Origin of the sequence: Saccharomonospora iraqiensis subsp. paurometabolica YIM 90007 (genome assembly GCF_000231035.2) — a bacterium.
Taxonomy (GTDB): Bacteria; Actinomycetota; Actinomycetes; order Mycobacteriales; family Pseudonocardiaceae; genus Saccharomonospora; species Saccharomonospora paurometabolica.
This window is the reverse complement of record NZ_KI912232.1, coordinates 26,334-34,278: the sequence shown is the minus strand read 5'-3', so window position 1 is coordinate 34,278 and position 7,945 is coordinate 26,334. Positions and strand designations below refer to the sequence as shown.

The following is a 7,945-nucleotide window of genomic DNA, read 5'->3' as shown; positions in this document are numbered from 1 at the left end:
CCGGTGAGCACCACCGTCCGGTCCCGGTACCGGAGCGGGTCGAACGCCGCGCCGCCCGTCGTCGCCGTGTCGGTCGGCCCCGTGTCCGTCGTGGCCGTGTCCGTCGTGCCCGTGTCCGTCGTGCCGTCCCCGGTCATGCCCCGGCCCCCGTCCCGGCGGGTTTCCCGGCCGCCGCACGCCCGGCGCGCCTGCCGAAGAACGTGCCGTCGCCGAGCGAGGTGCCGCTGACGTAGTTCTCGCCGTGGATGCCCGAGCTCGCGCGCCCGGCCGCGAACAGGCCGCGGATCGGACGTCCGGCCACGTCGAACACGACGCCGTCCACGTCGGTGTGCAGGCCGCCGAGGGTGAACCCGGAGATCGCGGGATTGTCCCCGGGTTTGTGCCTGCCCGCGTTGTCGAAACCGAGCCGGGTGTCGATCGCCGCGTACGGCGGGCGCAGCGGGCGCAGCCACCGCGCGGCCTTGTGGAAGTACGGGTCCCGCCCGTGCCCGGCGTGCTCGTTGTAGACGCCGACGGTGGTCTCCAGGGCGCCCGGGGGCATGCCGGTGGCCTCCTCCAGCTCGGCCAGCGTCTCGGTGACGTGCTGGGGGCGCACCCCCCAGCGTTCCCCCTTCGGGATCTCGTCGTAGGCCTGTTCGTCGAGGATCACCCACCACGGCGCGGGCTGGTGCCGCACGGCGTCGACACTGATCAGCCCCGGGTAGACGTCCTCGTTGCGGAACCGCTGCCCGTGCGCGTTCACCAGCATCCCGCGGGTGATCATCGCGGGCACCACGGACAACGCGATCTGGGTGACCGACATCCGCCGGGTCGCCGCACCGAGGGCGGCCGCCATCCGGATGCCGTCCCCGTGATCCAGGCCCGCACTGACCTTGCCGTGCCCGGCCAAATGCGGGGCGTGGTGGGCCAGCATCTCCTCGTCGTCCACGAATCCGCCGGTGGTCAGCACCACCCCCCGGCGCGCCCGCACGGTGATCTCATCGCCGTAGCGGCGGGCGCGCAGGCCCACCACCCGGCCGGTGTCGTCGACGACCAGGGCGTGTGCCCGGGTGTCCAATTCCACCCGCGCGCCCCCGGCACGGGCGGCGTCGGCGAGTTTCTCCATCAGCAGCCACCCGCCGAACGCCTCGGTCTCCGGCCGGTGCCCGCGCGGCACCGGCCGGGCGAGCTCGGTGTAGGGCCAGGCGTTCTCCCCCAGCCACATCAGCCCGTCGTCGGTCGGCGGCATCCACGTCGGCGCGTCGTAGAGGCGGGGGGCGAACGTCAGACCGTGCGAGCACAGCCAGTCGAAGTGCTCCAGCGAGCCGTCGCAGTACAGGCGCAGCTTCTCCTCGTCGGCGTGCGGGCCGAGCACCGCGGACAGGTAGGCGAACATGTCCTCGGCCGAGTCGTCGAACCCGCACGCCTTCTGCACCGGTGTGCCGCCGCCGAGGTAGAGCTCGCCGCCGGACATCGCCGACGCACCGCCGGGGCCGCCCGCCCGGTCCAGCAGGGTCACCTCCGCACCGGCCCGGGCGGCCTCGATCGCGGCGGAGGCGCCCGCGCAGCCGAAGCCGACCACGAGCACGTCGGTGGTGAGGTCGTAGTCGTGCACGGTGGACTCCGGCACCGTGGCCGGCGAGGTCGTCATCGGTACGCGCTCCTTCGCGGCGGGGGTGGGTTCCGGGGACCCGGCGTGGGATGGACCGGGCGTGGCGGCATTCAGCGTGGGGTGAACGCGGCCAGCGGTTCGGAGCCGGACCAGTCGTGGCCCCAGTAGCTGTCCGCGGTGATCTCCTCGGCGGTGTAGTGGGTCTCGTCGACGAGCATCCCGTCGGTGCCGTACTCGATGTCCCAGCCGCCCGGGGCACGCACGTAGAACGACACCATCTTGTCGTTGGTGTGTCTGCCCAGGGTCGACGAGATGGAGAAGCCGAGTTCGCGCACCCGGTCCAGCGCGCGGCCCACGGCGTCCAGCCCGTCCACCTCCACCATCAGGTGCACCAGACCCGGCTCCTCCCCGTGCGGCGCGGGGGCGACGGCGAGGCTGTGGTGCCGCCGGTTGATGCCGAGGAACCGCACCCGCGGCGGCTCGACCCGGCTGACGTCCCCCGTGCCGCCGTCGATGCGCATGGCGCCGCGCGGCAGGAAGCCGAGCACCTCGGTGTAGAAGGACACCGTCTCCTCCGGCGTGGTGGTGGGCAGCACGACGTGGCCCATCCCCTGCTCCCCGGTGACGAAGCGCTGCCCCCTCCCGGTCAGCAGCGGGCTGTGGTCCAGTCGCGGGGCGAAGAACACCTCGACCGGCACGCCCGCCGGGTCGGTGAAGCTCAGCACCTGCTCCGCACCGCGTTCCACGGCCTCCGGCCGGGACAGCATCGTCACCGGGGTGCCCGCCGCCTCCACGGCGCGGCCCACCGCCGCGAGCGCGAACTGGTCGCGCACCTCCCACCCCACGGCCAGCACCCGGTCGGTGTCGCCGGGCAGCAGGATCAGCCGCGCCCAGCGTTCGTCCATCCGCAGGTACAGCCCGTCCGGGTCCGGCCCGGACGTCTCGGCGAAGCCGAGTCCGTCGACGGCGAACTCGCGCCACCGGGCGAGGTCGGTCGTGGCCACCCGCAGGTAGCCGAGTCCCCGGATCTGCGTCACGTTGTGCACGGTCGTTCTCCTAGATCATGCTGCGCATCGGGCCCTGCGGCGGGTCGATGCCGAGCTGGGTCAGTGCGGAGGCGTGGAACACCGAACCGGGCACGTGGATCGCGTGTGCCAGGCCCATGTGCGCGTCCCGCCAGAACCGCTGGATGGGGTTGTCGCCGCGCAGCGCGTTGCCGCCGGAGCGGGCCACGATCTCGTCCACGGCCCGCACGGCCCGCCACGCGGCCTGCACCTGGGTCCGGCGGCCGACGGCGCGTTCGTCGAAGGTGACCTCGCGGCCCGCGGCGACGGCGTCGTACATCCGGGAGGCGTTGTCCAGCAGCGCCACCCGGGAGGCGGAGATCTCGGCGGCCGCCTCGCTGATCGCGGTCAGCACGTACGGGTCGTCGACGACCTTGGTGCCGGTGATCTGCACCCGCTGCCGTTGGTAGGCCATGTGGTGTGCCAGGGCGCCCTCGGCGATGCCGAGCACAGCGGCGGTGATGCCGAGCGGGAACGCGCACGTGAAGGGCACGTGGTAGGTCGGGTTGGTCAGCCCGGCCTCCTTCGGCGCCGTCCCGTCGACCAGCGACCCGAAGTCGATCACCCGGTACTCCGGGACGAACGCCTCCCGGACGACGACGTCCTTGCTCCCGGTGCCCTTCAGGCCGACCACGTCCCAGGAGTCCGGAACGATCTCGTAGTCCGACCGCGGCAGGATGAAGTGCGCCGCCCGCATCGGCTGCAGCGGTGTCCCCTCCGCGTCGGTGAGCCGACCGCCGAGGAAGATCCAGTCACAGTGGTCGGTCCCGGAGGAGAACTGCCAGCGCCCGTCGAAGACGTACCCGCCCTCCACCGGCCGCGCCGTGCCCATCGGCGCGTACGGGGAGGCGATCCAGGTGTCCGGACCGGACCACCAGACCTCCTCCTGCACACGGGGGTCGGCCATCGCCATCTCCCACGGGTGGACACCGACGATCCCGGCGACCCAGCCGCTCGACCCGTCGTGTCGCGCCGTGGCCATGACCGCCTCGGCGAACTCGCGGGGATGGGCCTCGTCACCGCCGTGCTTCGCCGGTTGCAGCATCCGGACGACCCCGGTGCGGCGCAGGGCCGCGGCGGCGTCGTCGGTGAGCCTGCCGAGCTTCTCGTTGTCCGGACCGAGTTCGGCGAGCTCGTCGGCCGCCTGTTCGATCGCCTCCAGGACCGTGTCTGCCATGTCTTCCCACTTCTGTGTCAGGTGCCGCGTGTGCGTCGGTGCGGGGTGCTGCCACGGTGTCAGCGCGGCGTCCGCGGCGGGGTGTTTCTCCCGCTGACCGGGAAGAGCCTCACTCCTCGTAGGTGACGGTGACGTGGTCGGACACCGGACGCGCCTGGCAGGCCAGGATCAGCCCGTCGTCGAGGTCGCCGGAGTCGAGGACGGCGTTGTGGTCCATCGACACCTCGCCGTCCCGCAGCAGGCAGGCACAGGCACTGCAGTTGCCCTCCCGGCACGAGTACGGCGCGTCGATCCCGGCGGCCAGCAGCACATCGAGCAGCCGCGCCGAGGAGGGCCAGCGCACGGTGTGCCGCTGCCCGTCCAGGACGACCTCCGCGGTCGCCGCGGCGGAGCCGCCGGAGTCCGCGGCGGCGGGGTCGGCGGAGTCGTCGGAGTCGTCCGGGTCCGTGGTGTCGCCGGTGCCGGACGGGTCGGCGGGAACCTCCGGTGCGGCGAACGGGTCGCCGGTCAACGAGTGGAACGTCTCGACGTGGATCCGCGCCCGGTCGACGCCGAGGCCCTGCGGGCCGCTGAGCGCGTCGGTGACCGCGGCCATGAACGCCTCCGGCCCGCACAGGAACACCTCGCGGTCGGCATACGGGCGCAGCACCTCGCGCACCGCGGGCACGGTCGGCCTGCCCTGCACCGACTCCAGCCAGTGCAGCACGGTCAGCCGGTCCGGGAACGCCTCGACGAGCCCCCGCAGTTCGTCCCGGAAGATGACCGAGTCCTCGTCCCGGTTGGCGTAGACCAGGGTCACCGCACCGGTCCCGGCGTGCAGCACGGACCTGAGGATGGACAGCACGGGTGTGCTGCCGCTGCCCCCGGCGACCAGCAAGAGGTCCGCGTCGAACCCGGACGGGGTGAACGTGCCCGCCGGGCGCAACGCCTCCAGCGTGGTGCCCTCCACGACGCGGTCGCAGAGGCGGTTGGAGCCGTACCCGCCCTCGACCCGCTTGACGGTGATCCGGGGCTTGTCGTCCACGACCGGTGAGGAACACAGCGAGTAGCACCGCGCGGCGCCGCCGGGCCCGTCACCGGGGATCCGCACGGTGAGGAACTGGCCCGGCCGGTAGTGCAGCCTCCCGGTCTCCCCGGTGTCGTCGACCGGCTCCAGCACCAGCGAGTGCGCGTCGGCGGTCTCGGCGACCACCTCGACCACGCGGAGGGTCAGGACAGGGGGTGCGGTCATCACGTTCACCGACCTTCCGATGTGCACCGACGTCCCGGTGTGCACCGACTTCCTGGCGTGCTCAGCCACCTCGCGGGTCGCCGGTCTCGCCGGTCTCGCCGGTCTCGCCGGTGTCGCCGGTGTGCTCGATGATCCCGGCGGCGTGGCGCGCGGCGAGGTGGCCGAACACCATCGACGGTCCGATGGTCGCGCCCGGACCGGCGTACTCGTTGCCCATCACCGGCGCGGAGGTGTTCCCGGTGGCGTACAGCCCCGCCACGGCCGAGCCGTCCGGGCGCAGGACCCGGCCGTGCTCGTCGCAGACCAGGCCACCCTTGGTGCCGAGGTCCCCGACCTCGATGCGCACCGCGTAGTACGGCGCCTCGTCGACGACGTCGAGATTCGGGTTCGGCAGGGTGGGGTCGCCGTAGTAGCGGTCGTAGGCGCTCTCGCCCCGGCCGAAGTCGGGGTCGGTGCCCGAGCGGGCGGCGGTGTTGAACCGCTCGACCGTCGCGGTCAGCGCCTCCGGGTCCACCCCGATCCGCTCGGCCAGCTCGGCGACCGTGTCGGCGGTGTGCACGATGCCCTGTTCGTAAAACGCCCCGGGGAACGGCGCACCGGGCAGCACCTGGGCGAACGGGTACCGGGCACGGGCCTTGGCGTCCATCACGAACCACGCCGGGACGTGCCCCCCGGCGAGCTGGTCGTGGACGAAGTTCACGTACGGGGCGGACTCGTTCGTGAACCGCCCGCCCTCGCCGGAGACGATCAACGACCGCGGGATGCAGCGTTCCGACACCAGCGGAATCACCGCACCCGCGGGGTGCCGCACCGACGGCATCCACCAGGCGTCGTCCATGAACGCCAATTCCGCACCCAACGCCTCGCCCGCGCGGATGCCGTCGCCGGTGTTCTGCCGCGCTCCCGCGCTGTGGTTCTCCCGGGCCCCTTCGGGCAGGTACTTGTCGCGCATGTCGGTGTTGTGCTCGAACCCGCCGGTGGCCAGCAGCACCCCGCGCCGGGCGCGCACCCGCACCGGTTCGCCCTCGCGTTCCAGGGTGGCGCCGAGCACGGCGCCGTCGTCGTCGGTGACCAGCCCGGTCATCGCGGTGCGCAGCCACACCGGCACCCCCGCGTCGCGCAGTGCCATCCGCAGCCGCGCCACCAGGGCCCGGCCGCCGGTGGCCATGTGCCGTCGGCGCACCAGGTTCGAGGCCACCCGCCAGGCCGCCACGACCGCCGCCCACCGGCCGCGCCAGGTGCGCTTCACCATGGCGAGGTCGTGGTAGTCCTTCGCGGTGACCCACAGGCCGAGCGGGCCCTGCATGGTGTTCGGTCGCTGGTCGCGTTCGAGTTCGCCCAGCTTGCGGGTGTCGAACGGTCTGGCCTCCACCGACCGGCCCTGCGGCCTGCCGCCCTCGTACTCGGGGTGGTAGTCGGAGTAGCCCTTGACCCAGAAGAACCGCATCCACCGGCTCCGGCCGAGCAGCTCCATCGTGGCCGGGCCATGGTCGATGTAGGCGTCGATGCGTGCCTCGGGCACCCGCCCCGCGGTCAGCCGGAGCAAATAACTCCGGATCGACTCGCGGCTGTCGTGGTGTCCCTTCGCCCGCAGCGTCGGATTGTTCGGAATCCAGATCCCGCCGCCGGACAGCGCGGTGCTCCCACCGAAGGTCTTGCCCTTGTCCACCACGAGCGCGCGCAGGCCCGCGTCGTGCGCGGCCAGCGCCGCGGTCATCCCGCCGCCCCCGCTGCCGACGACCAGGAAGTCGACCTCCTGGTCCCACCCGTCCCGGTCGGGGACCCCGTCCACAGTGGGCATCTCCTGGGTGCCGGACACGGGGTCAGCCGTCCTCTCGGGTGAGGAAGGCCTGCACGACGTTCTCGAAGGCCTCCTTCTGCTCGATCATCGCCCAGTGCCCGCAGTTGCCGAACACGTGCAGCTCGGCGTCCGGGATGGTGCGCATCGGCACCAACGCCATGTCGAGCGGGCTGACCCGGTCGTCGCGGCCCCAGGTGAGCAGGGTCTTGGCGCGGACCTTGTGCAACGTCGCCCAGTAGGGCGCCCGGTCGGACTTCGCCTCCATCTCCTGACGGAACCGCATCGCCTCCCGGCCGTACATCGTCTTCGCGCTCGCCAGCGTGTCCGGGTCGGTGGCGTGTTCCCAGCGTTCCTCGATCAGCTCCTCGGTGATCAGCGAGGGGTCGTACACCATGGAGTGCAGCCACTGCACCAACTTGTCGCGGGTGGGGTTCTCGGTGAACTCCATCAGCAGGTTGATCCCCTCGGGCGGGCCGGGGGTGAACAGGTTCCGACCGATCCCGCCGATGGTCACCATCCGCCGCACCCGCTCCGGGTGTTTGACCGCGACCTGGGTGGCGATGATCCCGCCCATCGAGTTGCCGATGACGTCGACCGTGTCGAGACCGAGCCCGTCGAGGAAGCGCACGACCGCCCCGGGCGCGGCGAGCATCGGGTGCTCGTCGGTGGGATCGCTGACGCCGAATCCCGGAAACTCCAGGACCAGACACCGGAACCGGCGGGCGAGCGTGGGCAGGTTCCCGCGGAAGTTGCGCCATCCGGTCACGCCCGGACCCGACCCGTGCAGCAGCAGCAGCGGTGGCCCGGTCCCCACCTCGTGGTAGCGCAGCACGCCCTTGTCGGTCGGCAGTTCGCGCAGCGTCGACCCGTGGTCGATCTCGGTGCTCATGTCGCGGACGGTAGTGAGCGTGCGCGGGTCCCCGCCCGCGGCCATCCCGGTCACCGGGACGGCCGGACGGACGCTCAGAGCCACGCGCCCGCCCGGCCGACGGCGAGCAGCCGGTCCATCGTCTCGGCGGAGAAGGTCGCCCCGGGTGCCCCGTCGTCCCCCGGCGCGCGGGTGCCCGCCGTGCGGTCCGCA

At 72.6% G+C, this 7,945-nt stretch carries 6 protein-coding genes; all 6 read right to left on the bottom strand.

The window, feature by feature from the left end:
• Positions 1-133 precede the first annotated feature (133 nt).
• The 6 genes from SACPADRAFT_RS0210615 to SACPADRAFT_RS0210590 all read right to left on the bottom strand — a co-directional run bounded on the left by SACPADRAFT_RS0210615 (position 134) and on the right by SACPADRAFT_RS0210590 (position 7,753).
• Positions 134-1,630, bottom strand: a complete 1,497-nt coding sequence (locus SACPADRAFT_RS0210615; protein ID WP_007025612.1) for an FAD-dependent oxidoreductase — start codon at positions 1,628-1,630, stop codon at positions 134-136.
• 71 nt (positions 1,631-1,701) lie between these two features.
• Complete coding sequence (locus SACPADRAFT_RS0210610) at positions 1,702-2,637, bottom strand: VOC family protein (RefSeq protein WP_007025611.1); 936 nt, start codon at positions 2,635-2,637, stop codon at positions 1,702-1,704.
• Between the two features lie 10 nt (positions 2,638-2,647).
• Positions 2,648-3,832, bottom strand: coding sequence for an acyl-CoA dehydrogenase family protein (locus SACPADRAFT_RS0210605; protein WP_007025610.1), 1,185 nt, complete (start codon positions 3,830-3,832; stop codon positions 2,648-2,650).
• A gap of 109 nt (positions 3,833-3,941) precedes the next feature.
• Positions 3,942-5,063 (bottom strand): ferredoxin--NADP reductase, encoded by a 1,122-nt coding sequence (locus SACPADRAFT_RS0210600; protein ID WP_028662382.1) that lies wholly within the window; start codon positions 5,061-5,063, stop codon positions 3,942-3,944.
• A 61-nt stretch (positions 5,064-5,124) separates the two neighbouring features.
• Positions 5,125-6,882 (bottom strand): FAD-binding protein, encoded by a 1,758-nt coding sequence (locus tag SACPADRAFT_RS0210595; RefSeq protein WP_324604529.1) that lies wholly within the window; start codon positions 6,880-6,882, stop codon positions 5,125-5,127.
• A 4-nt stretch (positions 6,883-6,886) separates the two neighbouring features.
• A complete protein-coding gene (locus tag SACPADRAFT_RS0210590) occupies positions 6,887-7,753 on the bottom strand; it encodes an alpha/beta fold hydrolase (RefSeq protein ID WP_028662381.1) in 867 nt (288 codons plus the stop codon).
• Between the last annotated feature and the right edge of the window lie 192 nt (positions 7,754-7,945).